The organism is Paenibacillus sp. UMB7766-LJ446 (assembly GCF_030226665.1).
Taxonomy (GTDB): domain Bacteria; phylum Bacillota; class Bacilli; order Paenibacillales; family Paenibacillaceae; genus Paenibacillus; species Paenibacillus vandeheii.
Genome location: NZ_JASOYM010000011.1, coordinates 155,999 through 180,813 on the forward strand (window position 1 = coordinate 155,999; position 24,815 = coordinate 180,813).

Here is a 24,815-nt window from a genome sequence, read left to right on the forward strand (position 1 = left end):
TAACATGATCTCTATTCCGAGGGGACGATACATCAGAGCTATATTGGGGGCGTTATTGATTTTACTATTACAATATCATTCTTTTTGAAGATGGAACGGAAAAGGAATACGCACGATCTTCAATATATATTTGATGCCATAAGATAAATACAAGGATGGTCCACAATTTACGGCTTGCATCCAATTTTCCTTCTTTATGGATCTGAAGTAGCTGCAAGACATACGTTTTATTGATCCATTGATCTACGTCTGCTGTCATAATCAGATTCCTAGCCCATGCATACCATTCATTTTTTAACCATACTCTGGTTGGGACAGGAAAACCTAATTTTTTTCGCTGCTGTACATCAGGCGGAACCACATCTTTCATAGCATCACGGAGCAATAGTTTAGTTGCTGTGGGCGTAACTTTATACTTTGTAGGGATGGTAGCAGCTAATTCAAATACTTTAGTGTCTACAAAGGGAACGCGAAGTTCCAAGGAATTTGCCATCGACATTTTGTCTGCTTTCATTAGGATGTTCCCACGTAGCCACGTATGAATATCAATATACTGCATCTGTGTGACTTCATCATATAACTTCGCTTGCTCATAAAGAGGCTTAGTCACCTGAAGGGTCGGTTTACATACTCCCTGCTCCAATAACCATGGTGCTAATACCTTACTTTTTTCATGATCCATAAAAATCTTCGCATTTCCAAAGTATCGTTCTTGCAGAATGAGACTCCCTCTTTCCAAGAATCCTTTTCCTTTCATGCCGGTAGGCATTAATCGTCCCAGATGTCCTGCAAGACATCTCCATGGCCCTGGGAGACCCTGAAACATGCGGAGAGCATAGGGTTCCTGATAAATGTTGTAGCCACCAAAAAATTCATCTGCACCCTCACCTGAGAATGCCATCTTAACATGCTGACTAGCCAACTTCGATACAAAGTAGAGACCCACGGCTGAGGGGTCTGCTACTGGCTCATCCATATGCCATATTAAAGAAGGCAGTATATCTATATAGTCGCGGGCATTAATCCGAATTTCATGGTGCTCAGTCCCTAAATAGGCTGCTGTCTTTCTGGCATCATCCAATTCACTATACCCCGGCATATCAAATCCAACGCTGAATGTTTGGGTTGGTTCCAATCGATGAAGTAAACCAACTAAACTGCTTGAATCAATACCACCCGATAAGAATGCTCCCCTAGGGACATCTGAGTTCTTGTGAATACGAACAGATTCAGTTATTACTGATCGCGTCTCCTCTACTAAATCGGAATAGGACCTGTTTTCATGGGGCTCAAACTTCACTTCGTAATACGGTTTGATGGTCATTCCATTATTCTGTACAAGCAAATAGTGGCCAGCTTTCAGTTTATGGATTCCTTTGAACAGGGTTGAGGGTTCAGGTACATATTGAAATGTGAGATACTGATAAAGAGCATTTTCATCGACTTCCCGATCAATCCTACCTGAAGCCAGTAACGTTTTAATTTCAGAGCCAATCATGTATCCGGAGGCGGTTTCACTGTAATATACAGGCTTTATCCCGAAATGGTCCCGTGCCGCATATAAAAGATCACTTCTTCTATCCCATATGGTGAAACCAAACATGCCCCTTAAATAGTTGACACATTTAATTCCAACGTCCTCATAAAGCCTCAGTAATACTTCGGTATCCGAATCTGTATAAAATGTATACCCTTTTTGACTCAACCAATCCTTCAACTCTTTATAATTATAAATCTCCCCATTGAATACCAGCCAAATATCTCTGGTCTTATTGGTCATGGGTTGTGCCCCGTGCTCGATATCTAGTATACTTAGTCTCCTGAAACCCAGACCGATATGATCATGGATATACATCCCTTCATCATCTGGGCCACGATGAGCTATGGAGTCTGTCATCTGTTGCAGAATGTTTGCATCTACTGGCATACGATATTTGTTATATAAACTTACAAATCCACACATTGGGCTAATCTCCTCTAATCGATATAAGATTAGTTTAGCCTTCATGTATGTGGAATCTGTGTAAGAATACTGTCTATATCATAAATCACGTTCTTTTAAGTTATCTATATATTTACTGGATTTGTTCAATGGAGTGATTCTATATGTTCGAGGCAAGTTGTTAAACAAAATGGACAAACCCGTCTCCTCACGGGCTTGTCCATATTTTTAATGACTGTCGTCAATCATTTTAAGATAGTTCTGCTCGCTAACCACTCGGCGAGCTGTAACATATCTGGATTTATAATAACTTTCAGATAAGCTACTAATTCGAACACCTTTACTGCTTGATGAATGTGCAAATTGATTGTTACCTACATAAATTCCCGCATGGGAAATGCTGCGACCATTTGTATTGAAGAAAACGAGATCTCCTGGGCGTAGTTCTTCTTTTTCTACAAACGCTCCCTTTGTTGCTTGCATACTAGAGGTGCGCGGCAAATCTAGTTTAAATGCATTAAAAACATAAAGGATAAAACCGGAACAATCAAAACCTGATGTTGTGGTCCCACCATAAAGGTAGGGCGTTCCAACCACTTCTTTTATTTCTTCAGTTAGTTTTGCCTGACTAGCAAATGCTCCCGTTGCTGTGGAGGTAAATAAAACTGCTGCTCCAAGCACCGACAAAATGACCTTTTTCAAACTTTTGTTCCTCCCTTAGATGCCTACGGAGTTAGCTTAAGGATTCGGTTAAAGGCTCCCTATATTCTTTTCTTGCAAGAATAATTCACCCAACAAATGGTTCCCCCGTTTTCAATACGAAATTCGGCAAAAATAGTTAAATGTTTGTAACCTATAGAGTATTATATTGTTAAAATGTGTGGATTTTATGTAGAATTCTCATATATCTTACTCTACAAAAAATGAAAAGACCGTCCCCAGTTAAATTCAGGGAACGATCGCTTTTTAGTACAAATTTTTTTTTACCAGCTTCTACTTATAAGCTCAAGGCTCTTCTACACTATACAACCACTTATACCCTATGCCCCAAACTGTTTGAATGGGATTCTGTTCTAATCCAGCCAACTGTAACTTCTCGCGGATATTTTTGACGTGGGTGTCCACGACTCGGTTATCCCCAAAAAAGTCACTTCCCCACAGACGTTCAATGATTTCATCTCTAGAGAAAACTCTTTGTGGATGCTCAGCCAACATAAGCAAGATATCAAGTTCCTTTTGGGTTAAATCCAGATTTGTGTCTAATACCAAAACTTGTCTTCGATCTGGATAAATAATCATGTCTGAATACACGATTTTTCTACCGACTTCTTTTAGGCTCGAAGACTGTGAAGAACGTCGAATAAGTGCAAACAGGCGAGCGATGAGTTCATCTGAATTTACAGGTTTCACCATATAATCATCAGCCCCCACACCTAATCCATGTACCTTATCCTTCACATCCCCTCGGGCTGTAAGCATCAATATAGGTGTTTCACTAAATGCTCTGATTTTTTTACAAAGATGCCAACCATCCATATCAGGCATCATAACGTCTAATAAAATGACATGATACGAATTTTTCTGAAGATAGGCCAGTCCTTCTGTTCCATTATGAGCTTCGGTAATATCAAAACCTTGTTTAGTTAAATATATACGCAAGAGATTTCTCATATTCCATTCGTCATCAATAACTAACGCTTTCAATTTATTATTCATACAGTCAACACCACCCAATAAAAATCTGTAGCCACATGGCTTATATCAAAATATCATGAAATTTTTCTCCCTACCGTGGCTTTCAATATTATTAGCTCATTTGATTCATATTATAATTTAGAGCTATGTGGTTTCAATGAAGATGCGATGAGCGGGAATAATACTTTAAATGATGTGCCCTCTCCAATCTTACTCTTTACATGTATTGTTCCTCCTTGTTGTAACACAAGACTTTGAACAATAGACAGCCCAAGTCCTGTTCCTCCATATTCCCGAGACCTGGATTTTTCAACTCTATAAAATCGTTCAAATATAAATGGAAGTTCTTCAGCTGAAATCCCTGGTCCGGAATCGTTAATGCTAATCGCTACTCCACCTCCTTCGGAAGTTAGTGAAACTTGGATATTCCCCTCAGCTGTGTAACGAATTGCATTATCCAATAGGTTTAAAATGATCTGTTCCAACCGATTGGGGTCCACAAAAATATGGGGTACGGAACTCAACTTACTTTGAATAGTAAGACCTTTCTCTTGGGCTTTTAATTGAACCTTATCTATAGACCTCTGGATGATCGAAGTGGGTTCGACTGACATTAGCTTCAAGTCAATTTTACCTTCCTCCATTTTAGACAGTTCGAAGAGATCATTTATGATAACATTTAAACGTTGTGCTTCCTCTGATATAATTTGTAGATATTTTTTCTTTTCTTCTTCATTTTCCACAAGATCTTTAGCCAGTATATCCGCATACCCTTCCAAGTAAGTAATGGGTGTTCTCAATTCATGGGAGACGTTTGCAAAGAACTCGGAACGATTATCTCGATATTGTTTTAACTCTCTAGAAAGGTCGTTTATGGCTTGTGACAATGAACCAATCTCATCTTTAGTTTCCACAGGAATTTTTAAATTTAGTTCTCCTTTGGCAATCAGACGAGTTGCCTTTTCAATTTTCAACAATGGATTAGATAATCTTTTAGATAGAAAAAAGATGCATCCCATTGCCAACAATAGTGATCCAAATCCAGTGATAAACAGTAAATTTCTGATCGTTTGTATCGATTCTTTCATATTTTCTAGAGAACTAATCACATAAATCCCTTTGACAGTTGGATTAGTGGTCACGGGTATACCATGAAGCAGGTACAGTTCGTTATTAAAAGTGAATTCCCTTTCCACCTTCTTTCCCTCTAACAATTTATCATTCTCCCAGATATATTCAGGGAGAGTAGGGATGCCTGAAGCCTTTGATTCAATGAAGGTACCTTTTGAGTTCAAAATATACATCTGAACCCCTGTAAAATCGGCCATTTGTTCTACACTGTTACCTTGCTTCTCAAGCATAGAGGACAAATGTGCTGCTAACTCATTGGCTTCATCGTGCACTTTAGATGATAAAAAATTCGTAAATATGAGGTTAAGTACAATATTTAGCAATATTAAAATTCCAATAAACAAACTAAAAATGGTAAAGCTCAGTTTCAAATGAATTTTATTCCATGTCAAATGCATCACCTTTTTTATCGTTATTAAGAAAACAAAACAGTCGCCAAAATGGCGACTTCATAAATTTTCTTCTCGGAAAGGACGAGATTATTTTTTCACTTTAAGAACAATGCGTTAAAGTTTAGATATTAAAACGTATCTTCCCCAGTCAGTGTCTATTTTGATTTTGCCCTTTCTATGAATTCGAAACGACACCCTTTAATTCTTCAACAGAGATTCTCTTCAAAAACTTACTGAATTTTTCTTTACATTTTGCGTGTACTTTGTAGTAATCAATTATGTTCATTACAGTTTGTATCACTTCCACTTCCGATAAACCAGTTAAAAAAAGTTCCGCTAAAGAAGCTTTGATTCCCTTTGGATCTCCACCAACATAAATATCGAATTTCTCTTTCATTTTAACGATGCCTATATCTCTCAAGAGGGGTTCACTAGTCCCAAGTGCGCAGCCAGCATATCCGACCTTAAGAGGTGTCGGTGTCAGTATACCCGCTATAGCTTGATTTAATTTTTGAGCAATGTCTAGTCCAGCATCCTCTGCTCCTCTGCAGAAATTGCAAGCGATCAGGGCCTTAGTTGAATAACCTGCAGGGTTTACCTCAAGTCCAATACTTCGAAGATTGTCAGTTACGATTCCTTCCATTTCAGCAGATACCTCAATATAAAATTGTTTAAACGGAGTCATCTCGGTCTTTTGCTCTGGACCCAAAAGTTTACTGATAGCTGAAAGTTGCACTGCAGTAAACAAGCTTCCTCCTACTTGAACTGGTGGGGAAACCGCAATCATCAACCTTTCATTGTTCACTTCTTTTTCTCCTTTAACTGTTATAAAATTTAAAGTCCTCTTCATGTATATCATATGACTGTATCAATGCAACTCTTTATTTAGGTTCACCGTAATGGTATCTCATTGCACTGATAGAAGATTTCGCAGTTGGTATCTTTAGAATACCCCCCTATTGTATAATTTTCAAGCTTTTCTTTATAAAATATGATTTAAGTTACTCTACCCTTTCATGTTGCGTAACAGTACCTACTTAACTTTTTTTGTCCATAATAAGGGAGTTATTCTTTCGCGATTCCTTTAAAGACCATTTCTCTCCACTATCATTGTTTTCATAGACTGAATACTGATCTGTCAAAATGATGATCCAATTTGATCTTGTTTTGAACTTTTGATCCCCAAAGGCATCTCACCATTTAAGTCTAGGTCTAGGTCGAGGTCAGACTATATTTGCATATCAGTAGATTTTATAAATCCACTTTCTGTCATGGTAATCGTTCCTCCATATGACAAAGACAGTACTCCGTATTGAAGTGCACCCCTTAGAATAGACATTGGAAAAACCCCTGAGTTTAACCGATGAAATTCTAGGGGGTGCATTTTTTATGGCGATAAAGGGACAAAAGTTTAAAACCTATTCGGAGAAGATTAAAAAAGAGGCCATTCGTCTACATACTGTTGAGGGATGGACTTACCGAAAGATTAATGAACATTTGGGGATTCATGACTCAGGGCGAATGAAGAGATGGATGCGATAATACCGGGAACAAGGCGAGTTCGGACTGATGGATCGGCGAGGTCGCCGAAAAGAATACATGGATCAAGACCGCTATGTGCAAAACCTGAAACGGGAGAATGTGTTGCTAAAAAAGTGCTTGGTAGCCTGGAAGATGGAAGCAAACAAGAGAAATTTCAGATCATGGAAAAGGTAGCAGCATACGGTGATATCCAGAAACTCTGCCATGTGTTTGGCGTGTACCGGAGTGTGTTTTATGCCTATGTAAAACTTAAACGAATCGATCGCGATGCAAAGGCGAAGAAACAGGTGCTTCAAACGTATCAACGATATGAAGGCAAATATGGTTATCGACAGCTCCAGTTGTTCCTTTGGCAAGATCAAGGGATTTGGATGAATCACAAAAAGGTGCTCCGCCTGATGCAAATGCTCGGTATTCAATCTCGAATTCGTCGTAAACGACGCTCTAGCAGCTCGTATGCACCTGCTGAGCGTGTAGCAGAGAACCGCTTGAAGCGACACTTCAGTGCGGAAAAACCGAATCAGAAATGGGTAACCGATATTACGCATTATCGAGTGGAGAGCGCTGGGTATATCTTTCAGCCATAAAGGATCTGTTTAATAACGAAATTGTGGCTTACGAAATGGGCGAACGCAACGACAATGAACTCGTGCTCCGCACATTCAGCAAAGCGTTTGCAAAGCAAAAAGACATGACCGGACTGGTCGTTCACAGCGACCAGGGGTTCCAGTACACGTCTCATGCTTACAAAGCATGCTGCCAAAGGTTGGCGCCCGAATCAGCATGTCTCGCCGAGGAAATTGTTATGACAATGCCTCTATGGAGAGTTTCTTCTCGCATCTCAAAACGGAAGGACTCTATCCTTATCATATCCGAACAATTACCGAAGCACAAAACAAAATCGAAAAATATATCCGTTTTTACAACCGAAAACGGCCACAACGGAAACTGAAAAAACCGACGCCGGTAGAGTACCGACGCCAGTTTGCCGCCTAGGGTCTTTTTATAATGTCTACTAAATGGGGTCTTGACCATATGCCGCTCGTTTATTATCTGAATTTGTTCCATATCTCTGCCCTTGAAGCGAACCAGCCTTGTTTCCGTTGCAGCCAAAATGGTTTCTGTAGCCGAAGTAAATATAGAAATCGAATAACCCCCTTTAGGTACACTTTCGACTTTTTGCCACTGTACCCCACCATCTTTCGTTTCGTACACATTCGGGTAGTACCAGCGAAGATGAAACCACCAGCAAAGTAGATGTAATTAAATGTAAGTATTAGTCTGATAGACTTAATATTTCGTATTGCTTCCACCGGGGCCCCCATACGGCAATTCTTGCTACTCGGTCTTGCATCATCATTAATCCATTGTATTAAAAAAGGCCATATCAGGATCTGACGTATTCGTTTGCGTCGGGTACAGTAACGCTGCTATATCAGCATAGAACATCCTGGCATTTTTTACATCCCGTTTCCCTGTAACGATATCGTGTAGTAAATTCAAAGTCAAAAAGTTCATTTCTTCCGTGTGGCATTTAGCCGTAGCTTTTCCTTGAGTACGATCTAAATACGCACTTCCATCGAACTTGGCGATTTCATCGAACATGTCCACAGGAACCCGGTTATCAACGATCTGCTCCATGAAATCAACATGAGGAGTCGGAAAGTTATGCTGCACAGGTTCTCGGAACACAAGTATGCGTTTCCATGCCCTGTTATTGTACCACTTAAGCTCGCTTAAAGTTGCTACATTAGGTAGTCCGTACTTTCTAATCGTTTTGTAGGCTCCTTCTTTTGGTTCGCCAATCCAATGTGCCAATATTCGCTCCACATAATATCCATAGTGATTCATCTTTATCTTTCCCTATAATTCATGTGTACTTACAAACTGATTTAGCAACCGCCATTGGCTAATTTAATTCCACCATTCCAATGTATGAATTAGGACTGGGATATGCGCCTAATGGAAAGGCTATTTAGCCTATAAAAAAGCCGAACGCGGTTGACTCGGTTTTGCTCACGAGTAAGGGGCCGGTATGGGCTTAATCACCCGTTTATTTTTATCCAGCACAACACGATAATTTGGATACATCTTTATTGATCGTAAGAGCTACAAGTTTTAATCCTTCAGACATCGTTAAATATGGTGCTAGGCTATCGCGTAGATCCTCAACCGTTAAACCGAATTTGACTGCAAGTGTCGCAGCATAAATCACATCTCCAGCATTTTCAGCGACAATATGAACACCGAGCACCTTTAACGACTTGGAATCAGCGACTAATTTAAAAACGCCGGTTGTTTCGCGATTTACAAGTGCTCTAGGCACTGAATCCAAAGGTAAGACGGATGTTTTCACTTCATACCCCTTAGCTTTGGCTTGTTCTTCCGTAAGCCCTACGGTAGCAACAGAAGGAGAAGTGAACGTAACGCCCGGAACAGCTTCAAGGTTCACTTTTTTCTCTAAGCCGCCAATGGCATTATCCGCCGCGATCCGTCCTTCATAAGCTGCTACATACACGAATTGCGGACCCATTGTCACATCGCCTGCGGCATAAATCCTCGGGTTTGATGTTTTTAAAAAATCATCGACGACGATTTCGCCTTTGACACCCGTATTGACGCTTGCTGCAGAGAGATTCAAAGCTCCGGTATTTGGTTTTCTGCCGGTTGCAATAAGCAGTTGCTCGGCTTCGATGACTTTCTTTTCGCCGTTTACGGTAATATGAATTTGTTTCAAATCCCCCTTTGCTTTGATTCGATCGTACGTGACACCGGTAATAAGATTGATCCCTTGCTCCGTTATTGCCTTCGTCACCACTTCGGAAATTTCAGGATCATATTCTTTTAAGATGCGAGGACTTCTTTGCAGCAGCATAACTTCAGAGCCTAAATTGTGAAACAGCTGACCCAATTCCAGTGCAATATATCCGGAGCCAATGACGGCAAGTTTTTTAGGCAATTGTTTAAGCTCAAGCAGGGACGTGCTTGTTAAGTATTTTACATCTTTTAATCCTGGAATATCCGGAATCGAAGGAGAAGCACCTGTCGCGATTAAAAACCGCTTTGCAGTAAGCTTTCGACCACCCACCGCGAGGGTTTTCTCATTAATGAATTTCGCTTCTCCGCGAATGAGTTCAAATCCGTACTCACCAATTAAATGTTCGTACTTTTGTTCACGCATGTTAGCTACCAATTCATTTTTTTGTTCAACCAACTTCGCTAAATCCACAGCAGCGGCAGACGTGGCAAGCCCCAAAAAAGGGTTGCTTTTAGCTACATGATTGATTTCACCGGCACGAAGCAGCGTTTTCGATGGCACGCAGCCAATGTTTACGCAGGTGCCGCCCACCGTTCCCCGTTCGATGATCGCAACTTTTGCACCATGTTCCACCGCTTGTATCGCGGCGGCAAATGCTGCTCCGCCGGAACCGATGATGAGTAAATCATAGTCGTAGTCGCCTTCATCACAGAGAACCGGTGCATCGTGAGATTCGATTACTTGTGTATCTCCGGACTGATATTTTGCCTCGTTGATCGCTTTTTGGGCGGTTTCGATTCTAGCATCATCCAGCAATTCGAACGTGGCTTCATTGCGGCGAAAGCTTGCTTCGATATTGACTGCTCCAATGTTTTCAAGTGCAGTTGCAACATGCTCTTCGCAGACGCTGCACGTCATACCCTGAACATGGATGCGGTATTTTTTCATTTTTTATCCTCCAATCACACAAACCCATATTTTGTAACCGAAGATTGGATTTGCTTTACATCGGTTTTTTTGATCATCAAACGAAACCGTCACTTTCCCTTTGTTTCCCAAAGATTCAATGTCTACTTTGCTGACACCGGTAACCTTTGAAATCAAATCCACAATAACAGAAGGCGGGCAGCATTCGAGTCCCGTAACCGTAAATGTTGTGGATTGATTTGCAATAATTGTCGCTAGTGTGCCTGCCAAACCGGATAATCCAAGAGGAATGAGAATTAAGGGTCCTAGGCAGCAGCTGGACATCATAAAAGCGGATAATACTGCTCCCCAACTCGTTAGTTTTTCTCTCAAATCATTCACCTCGTTTTCTCCCTGGAACCTAGCAGCAATCGTGTGTTGCATCGTTTTTTCCTTGTTTATTCGCTTTTATTAAGATCATTAAAATGGAAATCACAAATACGATCCCCAAAATCATGCTAACGGTTGTTTGATGAGCAACAAAATACGCACCAAGCGTTGTGCCAGCAAGCAAAGGAAGTATCAAAACGATATGACAAGGACAGGTAAGCAGAGCTAAAACTCCCCATCCGAATTTTTTTGCATTTTCTTTCACTGAATTTCCTCCTTGTCCTCATGGTCGATTAACGATTCAATGATCGGGCATTCATGTATGGCCTTTTCATCCGGACAGCGGTCTTTTAAATCTTTTAGCATACATTCGATTCGCTCAAGGTCTCTGATTTTTAACCGAACATCTTCGAGTTTTTGAACAACAAAATCGTGCATATCTGCACATCTCACATCGTCTTTATCAACGACACCAAGCAATTTATTAATTTCGGATAACGTAAAACCAAGCTCTTGTATACGTTTAATGAACATGATTCGTTTTACCGTATCTTCCGGATAAAGCCTGTAGCCTGCATCTGACCTTACAGGTTCGGCAATCAGACCTTTTCGTTCATAGTATCTAAGCGTTTCTTTATTCACATTACATAATTTGGATATGTCTCCTGAACGATACCTCATGATTCCACCTCCCTCATAACTGTAAACCCTGTACTATGATACATAGTCAAGTCATTTTTATTTATTTCCTCAAAGTTCCGAAATAAATTTTGGCATTTAAACTTTAAAGTGTTTTACTAGATTATTGCCTATTTTTGATAGGGAATATAAACTAAATTTAATACCATAGTTCCGATTCTGACCATTGTAGGAATTGGGAGCTGGATGAGTTAATCGAGCATTTTACATTTCTTCCAAACGAAATGCAGCAAGTCGGGAACCAAATCTGGGGAGACTCGTTTAGGGTTTGTGGTACTGTTTAAGTTTTTCCAATACGAGGCGCGGTTTCCCATACAAAAATTCGAAGTGCTCAAACCGGTCATTCAATAAATTGCGGAGCAGATCGAAACACGGCAGAGCTGTTAGCACAATATGATTGGGCTGGCCGATCCATTACCTATTACCGAACACAAATAAGAGAGTTTTTCGGCTTCCGTGAGGAATACCATCCAAGATGCCGAAGAGGTAATCGATTGGCTATGCAAAAGTGTGGCATTCCAGGATCACGAATTCGAACATTTGGTTGATACCGTATATCGGCGATTTCGGGAGATGAAAGTTGTACCACCTACGACTGATCGTATTGAGCGACTTATCAGAACCGCAATCCGTACATATGAGGAACAATTTTTTCAAGCCACACTGGAAATGCTGCCTACGGCGTCTTTGTCTATATTGGATTCACTTTTAGATAGCATCGCATTTCTGGATGAAGAACAGGACGAGCAGCGTCGAGGGTCTTCTTTCTTTTCAAGAGCTAAAGGCGGATCCGGGCAAACCAGGTGTCGAAAGTGTGTTAAGAGAAGTAAGCAAGCTGCGAACGATTCGAAATCTGGAACTTCCGGATGATCTGTTTCGTGATATCCCTCTTAAAGTATTGACCAAGTACCGGCAACGGACTGCAACAGAGGATCTCCGGGAACTTCGCCGCCACCTGATCCGATCCGTTACACACTGTTGGCCGCCTTCTTCTGGCTTATGAGTATGGAGATAACGGAAAATTTGATCGAGCTGCTTATTCAAATCGTCCATCAGATAGGAGTAAGGGTAGAACGCTAAGTCGAAAAGGTAATTCTGAAAAATGACTTACGCAAGGTAAGCAATAATATGGAATTTTATTCAACATGGCACAGTCTGCCGTCAGTAATCCAGACGGAGTAATTCGTGATGTCATTTTCCCGGTCGAATGAGCAAACATTACGGGATTTGATAAAAGAATTTAAACACACCGGACCGGCTTACCGAAAATTCATACCATTATTCGGGCTTCCTATGGGAGTCACTACCGCCGTATGGTTCCCGATATATTAGGCATCCTGGATTTTCGATCAAACAATGAAGTGCATCGGCCAGTGATTCGTGCATTGGAGCTGTTTAAGAAATTTCCAGATACTGGCCATCATTATTTGTCAATGTCTGAAGAAATCCCGATATATGGTGTAATCCGGAGTGTTAATAAAGAAATCATTGTAAAGAAGGACGAGAAAGGCCAAGAGCGAATTAATCGTGAGATAAGCGTCCTGCAAGCTTTACGAGAAAAGCATCGTTGCAGAGGAAATATGGGTTGCCGGAGCGAACCGGTACCGGAATCCGGATGATGACTTGCCAACAGACTTCGAAGAACGGCGGGAAGAAAATTAGTATGTAGTTTAACTTTGCTACATATTGCAGTATAAGAATGAATGACGTCATTTTTGACGTCATTCATCATAAGAGATCTATTTTGTAGAAAGCTCACTCTCCACTAACCATTGGTGATTTTTAACTGGGTTTCCACCGGTTGCTGGTGTATAATCGACCATATAAACCGTTGTTCTCTCAGCTGAGTCAATAGTGGCCTCAGCACCCATCATCCCTGCCATATGATCAGTTTCAAGCATACCCTTGGCCCCTGGTTTTAAAGGCTCACTGCCTGCATCTTTGATTTCTTCTTGAACAACCCACTTATGATCCGGTATTGGGTCTCCTCCAGTAGTTGGAGTAAAAGTTACTGTGTACGCTACAGTATCATATGCGCCTACTACTTTTGCCTTTGCTCCGTTCATGCCTTCCATGTGATCAGCATGGATGACGACTTCGTCTCCAACTTTATAAGTCGGATTCTCGGCTTCTTTTATGCCCTCAGGAACCTCACCCGATCCTGAATGATCCATCTCACCCATATTCGAGTGCTCGCTTTCTGTAGTCGTATTGGAATTGTTGTTGTTGTTCTCCTTGTTCCCACATGCACTCAATACCAATAAAACTGCCAAGCTAAGTAAAATCAGTATTTTCTTCACTGTTATCACACACCTTTACTTTTATTTTTGTCTTATGGGTGGGTGTAAATCGAGTCACTTTAACATTTTACCCAAAAACATTGAAGATATTGTGAAGATCCACATATTGATCCATTTTATTTATTTAGGAGGACATTCCTTTTCTTTAGGGTAAAAGCTAGGGGAACGGTACATTGATTAACATCTATTAACATTCTCTTTGTCAAATGCTTCGTACTACTCTTTTATAAACTCTTCCCATTGTTGATCCTTAGAGCTTTGGTCCTTCATCTGGAATTCAGCTAGGTAAAGTGTGATCAATGATCAATCCGGAACTTGGGCAATCCATGAAGAGTCAATAAATTATACTGGCTTAAATCCTGCTTCTAAATACGTAAGTATGAAATCTGGGACTATCTTTAATGCAGCTCAATACATCATATACCTATCTTAATTTTTACTGCCCTTCTAAATAAGTTCGAAGAATAATGCGACCTACTCGGTGGATCTCTTGTCGTTCCTGCTCATTAACTCTCTTGGTGTATGACTTATAAATATTTGCGCTTGGATAACGTTCCCCTTGATGGAAAAAGTGAGAGAATCCTTTCTCAAGACTAATGTAACACTTTGCTCACAACACTTACATCGGAATCCATATTTTGAGAATGAATCCGATACTCCTCAGTTAGGAAAAAGAAAGCCGTATCAATAACATCACCTAATAACGGTATCTGAAGTCCGTCAGCTAACCATCCTTAATTAGGAATAGCTGTACTAGAAGATTCCTTCGGTAATATACTGGCAGGTGCAATAAAATTATCGACAGCAGTTTGAGATAAACGTAGTTACAATTTTAGAGTTTGCTACCTGTGTTTGAGCACCCGAATTTCCGCCACCAACCACTACTGTATTCCCTGGGCTCAATTGATCTGGGTTTAAGTACTCTGAAGAGTGTAACTGGGTAACATTCTCCGACAATGAATTGGAAAAGGACGGAGTATTTTCACATGGTAAGGGCCTGTTGCAACGATGATGTTACGAGCCTCAAATATACCTTCAGTTGTCTCTGCTTTAAAGTTACCATCCTTCCAAAGCCGTTTAATAAGACATTCCAGTTTTACGGGTAGATCCATTTTCTTTGCATATGAGTCAAGATAGTTTGCAATCTCATCTTTACTTGGCAGTCCATTCTGATCACCTTCTATCGGCATGCCAGATAACCCGTCGTACATACGAGGCGTAAAGAGATGGAGTGATTCGTAGCGGCGTCGCCAAGAATCGCCTATTGATGATGCAGCGTCCAGAATGATAAAGTTTAAACCAGTTTGTTTTAGCGGCCAATCCTGCTTGTCCAGCACCAATAACTAACACATCGAACATAGTTATCCTCTTTCAATTGAGTTAATATAGATTAGCCTGTTTAGTATCAATCAAACTTACGTTTGATTGAATAATTAAAATATGGTAGTGTAACAATAATCAAACACATATTTGATTGACTGGAGGATATATTTATGAAGGATAGTTGTGAAATTTACTGTTATGACGAGCCTAAAGTTCGTAAAGTTCAAAAGGCATTAGAACAGCAAGATATAAAGGGCATGGCCAAGATGTTTAAGTTGTTGGCTGATGAAACTCGAATGAAGATCGCGTTTGCTTTATGTGAAGAAGACGAACTTTGTGTATGTGACGTGGCCAATATTACGGGATCATCACTTGCTACCGCATCTCACCATTTGCGGTCGCTAAAACAGCTTGGAGTAGCTAAATACAGGAAAGAAGGAAAGTTGGCGTTTTATTCACTGGAAGATGATTACGTACGCCAATTAGTTCATTTAGCTTCAACACATAGCAAGGAGTTGATGACGCATGCAACAACATGAGGAAGAAATAAGTAACAAAGAGGTCTATCGTGTACAAGGGTTTACCTGTACAAACTGTGCCGGTAAATTTGAAAATAACGTAAAAAGTCTTCCTGGTGTCACAGACGCACAGGTTAATTTTGGGGCAGCCAAAATAACCGTTATGGGAAATGCAACTGTCGAAGAGTTAGAAAAGGCAGGTGCTTTTGAAAACCTAAAGATAACGCCTGAGAAACAACGGGTTATAGAAAAGAAAGAGCCTTTTTGGAAAGAGAATTGGAATGTGCTTTTGTCCCTTTTATTGATGGCGGCAGGTTATTACTTGGCCTCGTACTATGGAGAAGAAGCCTTGGTTCCTGTATTGGCATTTGGAGCGGCCATAATTATTGGCGGATATGAACTGTTTAAAAAAGGGATCAAGAACTTATTTCAGCTGCAATTTGATATGAACACGCTGATGACTGTTGCCATCATTGGAGCCGCTGCCATCGGAGAGTGGGGCGAAGGTGCTGTTGTTGTGTTACTCTTTGCCATTAGCGAAGCCTTAGAACGGTATTCAATGCAAAAGGCACGTCAGTCGATCCGTTCACTTATGGACATTGCCCCTAAAGAAGCTCTGATTCGACGTGATTCTGCTGAAATGACCATAAGTGTTGATGATATCCAAGTTGGAGACGTTATGATCGTCAAGCCAGGACAAAAACTGGCTATGGATGGAGTTGTAATAAAAGGAACGTCGACGTTAAATCAGGCAGCAATCACGGGAGAGTCTGTTCCTGTTGCTAAAACTGTTGACGATGAAGTGTTTGCCGGAACACTAAACGAGGAAGGGTTGCTTGAAGTCAGAGTTACTAAGCATGTTGAAGATACAACAATCTCCAAAATCATTCATCTCGTGGAAGAGGCACAAGCTGAACGGGCACCATCTCAAGCTTTTGTGGACCGGTTTGCTAAATACTACACGCCTGCAATTATGGTGCTGGCTTTGGGCATTGCGATTATTCCGCCTTTGTTGGGTGGGGACTGGGGAGATTGGATATATCGTGGGTTGTCCTTGCTGGTAGTAGGGTGTCCTTGTGCATTGGTTATATCTACACCAATTTCTATTGTTACTGCTATTGGGAATGCAGCGAAAAACGGTGTATTGATTAAAGGGGGCATCCATCTTGAAGAAGCTGGGCGCATTTCGGCTGTTGCATTTGATAAAACAGGTACCCTTACTAAAGGATTCCCGGAGGTAACGGATATTACTGTTTTTGGAGAACATAGTGAGGGCGAGATGCTTTCCATTGCTGCTGTAATTGAAAAAGGATCACAACATCCACTAGCATCAGCGATTGTACGAAAAGCTGAACAAATGGGGGCCGATCTCTCCCTTTCAGTTGATCACTTTCAATCAATCACAGGGAAGGGTGTCAAAGCCTCGGTCGGACAACAGCAATATTATATTGGTAGCCCTAAACTGTTTGATGAACTGGAAGCTGAGGTATCCATTTCAATACGTGAACAAATTACCATGCTTCAGACACAAGGGAAGACGGTAATGGTGCTGGGGACGCAACATGAAGTCATTGCCTTAATTGCGGTTGCCGATGCCGTACGTACTTCGAGTAAGGCTGTTATTCATGAATTACATTCTATCGGCGTAAAAAAGACGATCATGCTCACTGGTGACAACCAAGCGACAGCTAACGCAATTGGGCAGCAATTAGGTGTAGCAGAAATTAAAGCAGAACTGTTACCTCAAGACAAATTGGATTACATCAAGAAGCTCCGAGGAGAGTATTCTCATGTAGCGATGGTGGGTGACGGAGTAAATGATGCACCTGCACTTGCGGCTTCCACTGTGGGTATAGCCATGGGTGGCGCAGGTACTGATACTGCTCTTGAGACAGCTGATATTGCACTGATGGCAGATGATTTAAGAAAATTGCCTTACACTATCCGTTTAAGTAAAAAAACACTGGCTATCATTAAACAAAACGTAGCTTTTTCCTTAGGGATTAAGTTGTTAGCTTTAATACTTATCGTTCCCGGATGGTTGACCTTATGGCTTGCAATTCTGGCTGACATGGGAGCAACTTTGATTGTGACCCTTAACAGCCTAAGACTTTTAAAGATTCAAAAAGAAAAGTAATACGATCCGACCGCTGAAAAGCGGTCCTTTTTGTAACTACTATACTACCTACCCTACTCGTTAGCTTAACGAAAAGACAGCAGACTAATTAGTCTGCTGTCTACTTTAATTAATTGCATTCTATTGGATCTCACAACAAACTTATGCTTCTAAGTTGCATTAAAGATATCATGAAAATTTCTTAACTCGGCCATTGCACGCCAAACTGGGTTAAGTCACAAATTCTAAAGAGAGAGTTTTAAATGTGGGTACCCAGTCAAAACTCAATTATACAACTGTAATAGTCCCAAAATACATATACATCCCACAATTGAAATGATATGTTCCAGGTTTTAAGTCATTTAAGGTAATAAAGTTATCTCCCTTTTCAAGATACACATCAATACCTAAATCAGCAGACTCAACACTTCTTATACATGTATAACCTGTTGGTTTAAGGAAATTAATTTTTGTAGGTACACCGGCTTTAACTACAATATTCTCTTGGCTAAAGCCATCCGATTTTACATCTACTGAAATCACTTGATATCCTGCATTTTCTTGAACAGATTTCTGTTCTTTTGTTTGCGCATTAACTACAGGGTTTTGATTCTCTTGATACTGATTAAATAGCAGCAAACCCACCGAAACAGTACCAAAGGCAACAGTTATTATACCTGCAATAAAGGGCACGCTAATCCCACTGCTCGTTGTTTTATTGGTTTTAACTGAATCTGAATTTGTTAATTGAAGAACAACACAAAATATAAGGATAAACACGATATCAACAAACAATGCCATGATATAAGTAAATCCAAGCATAGATCCGAGCATGGCCCCCATCATTCCACCCATGATTCCAGCTAACATGCCATCTAACGATGCCAGTACACTCACAGGCTTTCCTGTAAAGTAACCGGTCCCCAAACCGAATAAAATAGCGATGATGGTAGGGACAGCCAAATCATGATCAAACACAATGCCTAGTTGAAAACCAAGGGCAAGACTAGACATCATCCCAATGCTCATAGCAATCATCATTCCAGGCATACCTGTGACTCTATCTTTTCGTCTATAGGTTTTCAGCACAATGTATCCGGATAGAACGATAATCATTACTATACTTAATAATGTAATTAGCATTATAAGCCTCCCGATATATAAAATTTTAAATAATCATGTACTACACATTGTAGTGTATTTATGAATAGAATACAGTTTAAATTCGAAACATTCAGTAATTGTTCATAAAATTACTGTGCTATTTAGGCAAACGGCTCAAAAAAGAAAGTCTATTCTAGGTACAGAATATATCCAGAAAGGCTCCGAGAACATAAAAATAGTCCTCAGGGAGATAAACTAGATATTTGATGTGCAAGCTTCAAGTATGTAATATTAACCTACTTAATGCGAATTTCTCCTTTAGTTGAACAAAAGCAGCCGATCACATGGATCAGCTGCATCTTTGTATTATTAAGCTATAGTTTCCCGTTAGCTTAACGATTAAAAGCCTCGTTTTAGTATATTTTCTTTAATAATTCCTTTTGCATTGGCTTAATGTTGATGATATTTCTGATGCCTTTTGCCTTTAACTCAGCATCCTCAATTGTACTGGCTAACCCTAGTTCTAACAGTGTTCCAGCTGCAACGGTCCCCGTTCTGCCCTTGCCTCCCCCACAGTGAAAGGCAACTTTCTTGCCGGCATTATACGCTCCGACGACCTCATGAATGGCTTGTTTAAAAAGTTCGGCTTCGTTTTCTTTCGTGTTGTCATCAAGCGGAACCTTTATCCACTTCACTTGAGCTGCCGGATATGCACATTCTGTTGCTTCTCCCCGCAGATCCACCACGACTTCAATACCTTCGTTAAGAACCATTCCCTCTACGTCTGCAGCTCCGCCCATAAAGATTTTATCTGCAACGAGTGCATGGTACTCCTTTTTAGCATGATTCATCTTACTTACCTTCTTTCAAGAATTGCTCAATTCGAGCCTTAATTGAATCACGGACCTCGGCGAATGTAGCAGTGATTTCTTCCTCTGTACCTGTCGCCTTAGCTGGATCATCGAAGCCCCAGTGCCATCTTTCGGCTTTGTCATTGCGTACAACCGGACAATTATCGTTGGCATGACCACAAAGCGTGATGATGTAGTCTGCTTGCTTTAAGATCTCAGGATCAATGACATCTGATGTATGATTGGAAATATCTATCCCAGCTTCTTTCATCGTTTGAACAGCGCGAGGATTTAAGCCATGCGCCTCTAACCCTGCACTTCTCACCTCGTATTTGTCACTACCAAGCGCCTTTAAAAATCCATCGGCGATTTGGCTTCTGCAAGAGTTTCCTGTACACAAAAAGTAAACAAGTGGTTTGTTGTTCATGATTATTGATCTCCTTTATCTTTGGTTTGGCTTACTTGTACTTTCGCTTCGCCCATTTTTGAGTTAATTAATGTTTTTATGATCATAGCGATAACAACCAATGCTACTGTGATTACGGCAATCATCAACCAAACGTTTATGCTTGTTGAATGAATCAAGTGTAGCCACAAATACAGTCCTGTTAACGTGATAAAGAGCGTTGGGATGGTGAGCACAATCCCGATTTTGAAATAACTTCCCCAAGTGATTTTTACATCCTTTCGGGACAGTACATGTAGCCACAAAAGTGTTGCGAGCGATCCAATCGGTGTGATTTTTGGACCCAAGTCACTGCCGATAATATTGGCATAAATCAGCGATTCCCGGATGACACCTTGCGTACTCGTTCCATCAATAGCAAGCGCATCAATCATCACTGTCGGCATATTGTTCATAACCGAAGACAATATCGCAGCCAGAAAACCCATACCAAGTGTGGAGATGTAGAGCCCCTGGTCGGCAATAGCTTGAATGACCTTACCAAGTTCATCCGTCAATCCCACATTTCGCAGTCCATAAACGACGACGTACATACCAATGGAGAAAATCACGACTGCCCATGGAGCCCCTTTAATGAGCTTCCACGTTTGAATAGCGTGACTCCGTCGTGCAGCTAATATAAACAAGATTGCAATAACCCCAGCGATAACAGACACGGGAACTTGAATGAACTCGCTCATCAAGTACGCAACCAGTAATACGGCTAAAATCACCCAAGATATTTTGAACAGTTTCTTGTCCTTAATCGCTTCGGCTGGCTTTTTGAGCTGACTGACTTCGTAGTTCCTTGGAATACTCTTTCTAAAGAACAAGAACAAGACCAGAAGACTCGCTAATATTGAAAAGAAATTCGGAACAATCATACGACTTGCGTACTCCACAAAACCAATACCGAAGTAATCCGCAGAAACGATATTGACGAGGTTACTCACGACGAGTGGGAGCGAAGTTGTATCTGCAATGAAACCACTAGCGATAATAAAAGGTAAAATCATCTTTTGATCAAATTTGAGCGCTCGGACCATAGCAAGCACAATGGGCGTTAAGATCAGTGCGGCACCGTCATTTGCAAAGAACGCTGCAACCGCTGCTCCAAGCAGCACAACATAAACGAACATCAGCTTGCCATTACCTCTTGCGAGCCTTGCCATGTGTAATGCAGCCCATTCAAAAAATCCGATTTCATCTAAAATCAGCGAAATTAAGATAATGGCTACGAAAGCAAGCGTGGCGTTCCATACGATTCCTGTGACCGTAGCTACATCGGATAGACTCACAACTCCAAAAAGAAGAGCGAGGACAGCTCCAGCTGACGCTGACCATCCAATATTCAGTCCTTTAGGTTGCCAAATCACAAAAGTCAGTGTAAGTAAAAAGATTAAAATCGCGATAATGGTCATGCTTCCTCCTGAGGACCGCAGCAGTTTTTCAATCCTGCTATTTTATCTTTCATGGATGGCAGATACGGATACACACACTGAACATATGCTTCTGCATCTGGATTAAGAGAGTAGTACACCCACTGTCCTCTTTTCTTTTCATTAAGGAGACCGGCTGCCTTTAGTTTTCGAAGATGCTGACTGGCGTTTGGTTGTGACATGCCAATAATATCTGTGATATCACATACACAAAGTTCCTGTTCTTTAAGTAATGCAACGATTGTCAAACGTGTTTTATCAGCTAATAACTTATACGCCTCAGCCATCTCCTGAATTCTTTGTTCCATATGTACACCCCCTGTGATTAGTCTTGTCGGCTTTATTTAATGATATAAGCATATAATAAATCACTTATATAATCAATGGCGAATATAAGGAAGTTTAGTGCACCAAAAAAGTCGGTAATAAAGATACCGACTTTACTCTCGGACTAAAAATTCACATTTTGACTTGATAAAATAATGACCGTCTTTCATCTTAACTATATCTTTCGTTTGATACTCAATGACTCCACCTTGATCTAATAATTCATCATGCTGATATACCTCTACATGCCATTGTTTTAAGATTGCATCATTAAGTTGTGCTGCGGTATACAAAAGTGTGCCCTTCATTATAGTCACCTCAAGAATAGTTTTAATCGCCAATTATAACATCCTCCTGAGATTCAATAGCTCACAATCTTTTCACAAGAGATTGTACAACTTTTTTCGCATCTTTCCCTGAGCCTCGAATCGTCGCCGAAGCAAATGAGGTCTGCCATGGTATACCTACAAAATAAATATTTTCATTGCTTTGTTTTAAAGGTACACCTGACGAATCAAGAACGTTTAATCCACTAAGATATTCGAAATTCGGAATATACCCTGTGGCAAAAATAACGGTATCCACATTTTCACGAGTCTCATCTGCCCACACTATCCCATTTTCCTGAAAAGCTTTAAACATCAGTTTGGTATCCGGCTTACCTTGATTGATAGCATTTTTATATATACCAGTATCAAGGACACCGTCATTGCTTTTTTGCAATAATCGTTTTCCCCAATTGGTTTGATCAAGCCTAAGAATAGTTAGCCAAAAGTGAATATCTTTCCCTGCAATGACCTGCGGCTTGAATTTGATCGGGCTTCTGGATGCAATCGTTACATGCGCCGTCCTAGCCAGTTCAACCGCTATTTGTACTGCCGAATTACCTGCTCCCACAACAATGATCCGTTTGTTTTTTAACTCTTTCTCATTTCGGTAGTCCTTGGCATGAAGTATTTCTCCCTTAAATTCATGCATGCCAGGAATGTTTGGAATATGAGGATTTACGAATGCCCCGCTTGCACAAATGATGGACCGTGTACGAAACTGTTCTCCGCTTGAGGTATGGACTGTATAGATATTACTTTCCTTATCCACTTTAATTACTTCTTGCCCTGTATGTATTGGAAAATTGTATGTAGCCGCATAAGACTTTAAGTATTGAACAACCTCATCTCTACGCGGATAAACATTTGCTCCGCCTGGAAATGGGAGTCCTGGCAATGAAGAATACGGTGCAGGCGAGAACAACGTTAAGCTATCATAATAATTTGCCCATGATCCTAAATGCTCTTCATTTTTTTCAAGGATGATAAAGTTCCGTTTAGCTTCTTGTAAGTAATAGGCTGCTGCCAAACCGGATTGACCACCACCAATAACGATACAATCATAAATCATGTTTTTCAATTTTCTCCCTCCTTCTATAATAAGCTACTGCATCACGATTCGGATGCAGTAGCTCTGGATTCTTGATTTATCCGCAGCAAGAATCTGATCCTGTCTTTTCCGTTTTTGAAGTAGAGCAGCAATTTGTAGTGGCTTCCTCTACCTGAACTGGTTCACAGCAGCTGTCCGTGCTACTAGCACCTAAACTGCAAACACCTGTCTCCGGCAGTTCCAGTTCTACTTTTTGAGCTGACTCCATATCTCCCACCAAAGCCGCTACAATGGATCTAACTTGCTCATATCCCGTTGCCATTAGGAAAGTTGGCGCTCTTCCATAACTTTTGGCACCCACGATATAAAAGTCCTTTTCAGGTTGACGCAGTTCTTTTTCGCCATGTGGTCGAACTGTACCACAGCTGTGTACATTGGGGTCAATCAATGGTGCAAGCTCATAAACACAGTCTAAGCTTGGGTCCGTTAATACCCGAACTTCTCTCACCATTGATAAGTCAGGACGAGATCCTGTGTTACCTACAATTTCATCGATGTGATCTATAACCACTTTTTCATCTTTAATGGTTCCGGTAACCTGGATCTGTTCCCCTTGTTTTTGAAGTTCTTCAATATGGAATCCTGTCAGGACCTTTAAGGCACCGGATTCAACCACCTTTTGAATGCGAGTACCCAGTTCACCCCTTGCCTGAAGCCCATCTAATTCTCGTCCTCCATAAACATCCTCAATATTCGCCTTGCGAATAGCCCAAACGATTTCAGTTCCCGATTCCTCTTTTTGAAGCTGGGCAAGTTCAAGCAACGTGTTGATCGCAGAATGTCCGCTTCCTACAACTAGCACCTTCTTGCCGCTATACCGATTTCTCTCTCTTCCTAATACAGCAGGAATACCGTATGAAATTTGACTATTAAGCGCTTTTTCCTCTTCTGAAAATATACCGTCTGAACGAAGCGGGTTGGGATTGGACCATGTCCCAGAGGCATCGATAACAGCCCGTGCTTCATGAATAAACGAAGATCCGTTTTGCTCAACATGGATCACAAACGGCAGTTTCTCACGCCCACTTGTTTTCACTTTGCTTAACCCTTTGCGACTGATCGCAGTAACTTTCGTATTCAAATGCACATTTGGACTTAATTCAGGCAGCGCAGCCAAAGGTTTTAGATAATGCTCAACAATTTCCTTACCCGTCGGGATCTTTTCGTTTTGTGGAGCAACCCAATTCGTCTTTATCAGCAACTCTTTAGCAACTTTATCGAAGTTATACTGCCATGGAGAGAACAGTCGTACATGTTCCCATTTCCGAATGTTTGCCCCCACTTCATCTCCAGCTTCAAACAACACAAACGGCTCACCTTTTGAAATGAGTTGTGCTGCTGCCGCAAGACCAACCGGTCCAGCTCCAATGATCGCAACAGGTAATTTGCCCTTCTCTTGTACTGATGCTTCGCAGCAGCTCACTTGGTTCACAGGGATATGTTTAATCATCTTAGTTTCCTCCTTATAATTAGTTGTATTTTGCAAGTATTATATTAAAT

The 24,815-nt window shown here is 40.9% G+C and carries 26 protein-coding genes, 1 pseudogene and 1 riboswitch; of the genes and pseudogenes, 7 read left to right on the forward strand and 20 right to left on the reverse strand.

The features are described from left to right. Window positions 1–67: 67 nt before the first annotated feature. The 5 genes from asnB to QP794_RS24110 form a co-directional block, all read right to left on the reverse strand. A complete protein-coding gene (gene asnB, locus QP794_RS24090; RefSeq protein ID WP_285079271.1) occupies window positions 68–1,963 on the reverse strand; it encodes an asparagine synthase (glutamine-hydrolyzing) in 1,896 nt (631 codons plus the stop codon). A gap of 207 nt (window positions 1,964–2,170) precedes the next feature. Further along, window positions 2,171–2,644 (reverse strand): C40 family peptidase, encoded by a 474-nt coding sequence (locus QP794_RS24095; protein WP_285079272.1) that lies wholly within the window; start codon window positions 2,642–2,644, stop codon window positions 2,171–2,173. A gap of 5 nt (window positions 2,645–2,649) precedes the next feature. Then, window positions 2,650–2,783: riboswitch (cyclic di-AMP (ydaO/yuaA leader) on the reverse strand. Between the two features lie 164 nt (window positions 2,784–2,947). Next, window positions 2,948–3,658 (reverse strand): response regulator transcription factor, encoded by a 711-nt coding sequence (locus QP794_RS24100; RefSeq protein ID WP_285079273.1) that lies wholly within the window; start codon window positions 3,656–3,658, stop codon window positions 2,948–2,950. Between the two features lie 110 nt (window positions 3,659–3,768). Then, the gene (locus QP794_RS24105) at window positions 3,769–5,160 is read right to left on the reverse strand and encodes a sensor histidine kinase (RefSeq protein WP_285079274.1); all 1,392 of its coding nucleotides are present in this window, start codon (window positions 5,158–5,160) and stop codon (window positions 3,769–3,771) included. A 175-nt stretch (window positions 5,161–5,335) separates the two neighbouring features. Then, a complete protein-coding gene (locus QP794_RS24110; protein ID WP_285079276.1) occupies window positions 5,336–6,010 on the reverse strand; it encodes an NAD(P)/FAD-dependent oxidoreductase in 675 nt (224 codons plus the stop codon). Window positions 6,011–6,863: 853 nt separating this feature from the next. On the opposite strand from QP794_RS24110, the gene QP794_RS24115 reads away from it, so the two are divergent. From QP794_RS24115 to QP794_RS33235, 3 genes and pseudogenes are all read left to right on the forward strand, one after another. Further along, on the forward strand, window positions 6,864–7,289 hold the full coding sequence (locus tag QP794_RS24115; RefSeq protein WP_285079278.1) for an IS3 family transposase: 426 nt from the start codon (window positions 6,864–6,866) through the stop codon (window positions 7,287–7,289). Continuing rightward, a pseudogene (locus QP794_RS33230) lies at window positions 7,229–7,411 on the forward strand (hypothetical protein); the annotation flags it as partial. The gene QP794_RS24115 and the pseudogene QP794_RS33230, both read left to right, overlap by 61 nt. Before the next feature lie 110 nt (window positions 7,412–7,521). Further along, window positions 7,522–7,698 (forward strand): IS3 family transposase, encoded by a 177-nt coding sequence (locus QP794_RS33235; protein ID WP_350338893.1) that lies wholly within the window; start codon window positions 7,522–7,524, stop codon window positions 7,696–7,698. A gap of 363 nt (window positions 7,699–8,061) precedes the next feature. On the opposite strand, the gene QP794_RS24125 is transcribed toward QP794_RS33235, so the two are convergent. The 5 genes from QP794_RS24125 to merR all read right to left on the reverse strand — a co-directional run bounded on the left by QP794_RS24125 (window position 8,062) and on the right by merR (window position 11,437). After that, window positions 8,062–8,553, reverse strand: a complete 492-nt coding sequence (locus tag QP794_RS24125) for a hypothetical protein (protein WP_285079281.1) — start codon at window positions 8,551–8,553, stop codon at window positions 8,062–8,064. 208 nt (window positions 8,554–8,761) lie between these two features. Further along, complete coding sequence (gene merA, locus QP794_RS24130; protein ID WP_285079282.1) at window positions 8,762–10,408, reverse strand: mercury(II) reductase; 1,647 nt, start codon at window positions 10,406–10,408, stop codon at window positions 8,762–8,764. A 3-nt stretch (window positions 10,409–10,411) separates the two neighbouring features. Further along, window positions 10,412–10,768 (reverse strand): hypothetical protein, encoded by a 357-nt coding sequence (locus tag QP794_RS24135; protein WP_285079283.1) that lies wholly within the window; start codon window positions 10,766–10,768, stop codon window positions 10,412–10,414. Between the two features lie 19 nt (window positions 10,769–10,787). Then, a complete protein-coding gene (locus QP794_RS24140; RefSeq protein WP_285079284.1) occupies window positions 10,788–11,021 on the reverse strand; it encodes a transporter in 234 nt (77 codons plus the stop codon). Beyond that, window positions 11,018–11,437, reverse strand: coding sequence for a mercury resistance transcriptional regulator MerR (gene merR / locus QP794_RS24145; RefSeq protein ID WP_285079285.1), 420 nt, complete (start codon window positions 11,435–11,437; stop codon window positions 11,018–11,020). The genes QP794_RS24140 and merR overlap by 4 nt, the downstream gene beginning before the upstream one ends. 748 nt (window positions 11,438–12,185) lie before the next feature. Between merR and QP794_RS24150 the strand changes: the two genes are divergently transcribed. After that, entirely contained in the window at window positions 12,186–12,458 is a 273-nt protein-coding gene (locus QP794_RS24150) for a hypothetical protein (RefSeq protein WP_285079286.1), read from the forward strand. Between the two features lie 382 nt (window positions 12,459–12,840). Next, entirely contained in the window at window positions 12,841–13,074 is a 234-nt protein-coding gene (locus QP794_RS24155) for a hypothetical protein (protein WP_285079287.1), read from the forward strand. 120 nt (window positions 13,075–13,194) lie between these two features. Here the strand turns inward: QP794_RS24155 and QP794_RS24160 are convergent, their stop codons facing one another. Both QP794_RS24160 and QP794_RS24165 read right to left on the reverse strand, forming a co-directional pair. Then, window positions 13,195–13,755 (reverse strand): YdhK family protein, encoded by a 561-nt coding sequence (locus tag QP794_RS24160; RefSeq protein WP_285079288.1) that lies wholly within the window; start codon window positions 13,753–13,755, stop codon window positions 13,195–13,197. Window positions 13,756–14,669: 914 nt separating this feature from the next. Further along, window positions 14,670–15,092: an NAD(P)-binding domain-containing protein gene (locus QP794_RS24165; protein WP_285079373.1), complete on the reverse strand. Its 423-nt coding sequence runs from the start codon at window positions 15,090–15,092 to the stop codon at window positions 14,670–14,672. A 156-nt stretch (window positions 15,093–15,248) separates the two neighbouring features. On the opposite strand from QP794_RS24165, the gene QP794_RS24170 reads away from it, so the two are divergent. Both QP794_RS24170 and QP794_RS24175 read left to right on the forward strand, forming a co-directional pair. Next, window positions 15,249–15,617: an ArsR/SmtB family transcription factor gene (locus tag QP794_RS24170; RefSeq protein WP_483311948.1), complete on the forward strand. Its 369-nt coding sequence runs from the start codon at window positions 15,249–15,251 to the stop codon at window positions 15,615–15,617. After that, complete coding sequence (locus QP794_RS24175) at window positions 15,604–17,733, forward strand: heavy metal translocating P-type ATPase (RefSeq protein WP_285079289.1); 2,130 nt, start codon at window positions 15,604–15,606, stop codon at window positions 17,731–17,733. The genes QP794_RS24170 and QP794_RS24175 overlap by 14 nt, the downstream gene beginning before the upstream one ends. A gap of 267 nt (window positions 17,734–18,000) precedes the next feature. Here the strand turns inward: QP794_RS24175 and QP794_RS24180 are convergent, their stop codons facing one another. The 8 genes from QP794_RS24180 to QP794_RS24215 all read right to left on the reverse strand — a co-directional run bounded on the left by QP794_RS24180 (window position 18,001) and on the right by QP794_RS24215 (window position 24,765). After that, window positions 18,001–18,855: a cupredoxin domain-containing protein gene (locus QP794_RS24180; protein ID WP_285079290.1), complete on the reverse strand. Its 855-nt coding sequence runs from the start codon at window positions 18,853–18,855 to the stop codon at window positions 18,001–18,003. A gap of 374 nt (window positions 18,856–19,229) precedes the next feature. Then, window positions 19,230–19,667, reverse strand: coding sequence for a protein-tyrosine phosphatase family protein (locus QP794_RS24185; RefSeq protein WP_285079291.1), 438 nt, complete (start codon window positions 19,665–19,667; stop codon window positions 19,230–19,232). Between the two features lies 1 nt (window position 19,668). Next, window positions 19,669–20,094 carry an arsenate reductase (thioredoxin) gene (arsC, locus tag QP794_RS24190; RefSeq protein WP_024634603.1) on the reverse strand — a complete coding sequence of 142 codons (426 nt, stop codon included), beginning with the start codon at window positions 20,092–20,094 and terminating at the stop codon, window positions 19,669–19,671. A 2-nt stretch (window positions 20,095–20,096) separates the two neighbouring features. Further along, window positions 20,097–21,533 carry an arsenic transporter gene (locus tag QP794_RS24195; RefSeq protein WP_285079292.1) on the reverse strand — a complete coding sequence of 479 codons (1,437 nt, stop codon included), beginning with the start codon at window positions 21,531–21,533 and terminating at the stop codon, window positions 20,097–20,099. Beyond that, on the reverse strand, window positions 21,530–21,859 hold the full coding sequence (locus QP794_RS24200) for an ArsR/SmtB family transcription factor (protein WP_285079293.1): 330 nt from the start codon (window positions 21,857–21,859) through the stop codon (window positions 21,530–21,532). The genes QP794_RS24195 and QP794_RS24200 overlap by 4 nt, the downstream gene beginning before the upstream one ends. A 132-nt stretch (window positions 21,860–21,991) precedes the next feature. Further along, window positions 21,992–22,219 carry a hypothetical protein gene (locus tag QP794_RS24205; RefSeq protein ID WP_285079294.1) on the reverse strand — a complete coding sequence of 76 codons (228 nt, stop codon included), beginning with the start codon at window positions 22,217–22,219 and terminating at the stop codon, window positions 21,992–21,994. 28 nt (window positions 22,220–22,247) lie between these two features. Continuing rightward, window positions 22,248–23,276, reverse strand: coding sequence for a flavin-containing monooxygenase (locus QP794_RS24210; protein ID WP_285079375.1), 1,029 nt, complete (start codon window positions 23,274–23,276; stop codon window positions 22,248–22,250). A 76-nt stretch (window positions 23,277–23,352) separates the two neighbouring features. Continuing rightward, a complete protein-coding gene (locus QP794_RS24215) occupies window positions 23,353–24,765 on the reverse strand; it encodes an NAD(P)-binding domain-containing protein (RefSeq protein WP_285079295.1) in 1,413 nt (470 codons plus the stop codon). Window positions 24,766–24,815 lie beyond the last annotated feature (50 nt).

What these genes read in the sequence shown, in the direction of transcription:
- asnB (WP_285079271.1), bottom strand. Translation starts at nt 1,963, where the DNA reads ATGTGTGGATTTGTAAGTTTATATAACAAATATCGTATGCCAGTAGAT.
- QP794_RS24100 (WP_285079273.1), bottom strand. Translation starts at nt 3,658, where the DNA reads ATGAATAATAAATTGAAAGCGTTAGTTATTGATGACGAATGGAATATG.
- QP794_RS24110 (WP_285079276.1), bottom strand. Translation starts at nt 6,010, where the DNA reads ATGAAGAGGACTTTAAATTTTATAACAGTTAAAGGAGAAAAAGAAGTG.
- QP794_RS24115 (WP_285079278.1), top strand. Translation starts at nt 6,864, where the DNA reads ATGGAAAAGGTAGCAGCATACGGTGATATCCAGAAACTCTGCCATGTG.
- QP794_RS33235 (WP_350338893.1), top strand. Translation starts at nt 7,522, where the DNA reads ATGGAGAGTTTCTTCTCGCATCTCAAAACGGAAGGACTCTATCCTTAT.
- QP794_RS24125 (WP_285079281.1), bottom strand. Translation starts at nt 8,553, where the DNA reads ATGAATCACTATGGATATTATGTGGAGCGAATATTGGCACATTGGATT.
- merA (WP_285079282.1), bottom strand. Translation starts at nt 10,408, where the DNA reads ATGAAAAAATACCGCATCCATGTTCAGGGTATGACGTGCAGCGTCTGC.
- merR (WP_285079285.1), bottom strand. Translation starts at nt 11,437, where the DNA reads ATGAGGTATCGTTCAGGAGACATATCCAAATTATGTAATGTGAATAAA.
- QP794_RS24150 (WP_285079286.1), top strand. Translation starts at nt 12,186, where the DNA reads ATGAAGAACAGGACGAGCAGCGTCGAGGGTCTTCTTTCTTTTCAAGAG.
- QP794_RS24170 (WP_483311948.1), top strand. Translation starts at nt 15,249, where the DNA reads ATGAAGGATAGTTGTGAAATTTACTGTTATGACGAGCCTAAAGTTCGT.
- QP794_RS24175 (WP_285079289.1), top strand. Translation starts at nt 15,604, where the DNA reads ATGCAACAACATGAGGAAGAAATAAGTAACAAAGAGGTCTATCGTGTA.
- QP794_RS24180 (WP_285079290.1), bottom strand. Translation starts at nt 18,855, where the DNA reads ATGCTAATTACATTATTAAGTATAGTAATGATTATCGTTCTATCCGGA.
- QP794_RS24185 (WP_285079291.1), bottom strand. Translation starts at nt 19,667, where the DNA reads ATGAATCATGCTAAAAAGGAGTACCATGCACTCGTTGCAGATAAAATC.
- arsC (WP_024634603.1), bottom strand. Translation starts at nt 20,094, where the DNA reads ATGAACAACAAACCACTTGTTTACTTTTTGTGTACAGGAAACTCTTGC.
- QP794_RS24195 (WP_285079292.1), bottom strand. Translation starts at nt 21,533, where the DNA reads ATGACCATTATCGCGATTTTAATCTTTTTACTTACACTGACTTTTGTG.
- QP794_RS24200 (WP_285079293.1), bottom strand. Translation starts at nt 21,859, where the DNA reads ATGGAACAAAGAATTCAGGAGATGGCTGAGGCGTATAAGTTATTAGCT.
- QP794_RS24210 (WP_285079375.1), bottom strand. Translation starts at nt 23,276, where the DNA reads ATGATTTATGATTGTATCGTTATTGGTGGTGGTCAATCCGGTTTGGCA.
- QP794_RS24215 (WP_285079295.1), bottom strand. Translation starts at nt 24,765, where the DNA reads ATGATTAAACATATCCCTGTGAACCAAGTGAGCTGCTGCGAAGCATCA.